Annotated in this window: 1 protein-coding gene; it reads right to left on the minus strand. The window is 61.6% G+C overall.

From position 1 onward, the window contains the following. Nucleotides 1-127: 127 nt before the first annotated feature. Nucleotides 128-396: TSCPD domain-containing protein (locus RM844_RS33260; RefSeq protein ID WP_311671143.1), on the minus strand; the 269-nt coding region annotated here is incomplete at its 5' end.

Consider the following 396-nt stretch of genomic DNA (forward strand, 5'->3'; position numbering starts at 1 on the left):
CCGCAAATCCGAAAGCGTCCCTTCGAGCTCGCCGCGCCTGATGAGATTTGCAGGGATCACCCATGGTGGCGCCGGCACCGACGCCGGCGGCGGCAACATCTCCAGCTTCGGCCGCGCCTTCGGAGCTTTACGTTTCTGCTTGCGCGCTTTTTTCATCTTCTGCTTTAGCCTCCGTCAGCCGATCGACTACGGCACCGATGATGGTGCTCGGCGTGCCGTTGCCTTCACGCGTCAGCGCATGCTTGATGGTTTCGAGCGGCACGCCATGCTGCAGGGCGATCGAGAGCAGCACTGCGCCATCGCGCGCGACTGCTTCGGTTGTGCTGCCGGCTTTTGATCCCGAGATGAAAACCTCGCCGATCTCGTTCGTGTCGTAATAGCCGAGCGTCACCTGAT

This window comes from Streptomyces chisholmiae (genome assembly GCF_031845445.1).
In the GTDB taxonomy this organism is placed as follows: domain Bacteria; phylum Actinomycetota; class Actinomycetes; order Streptomycetales; family Streptomycetaceae; genus Streptomyces; species Streptomyces chisholmiae.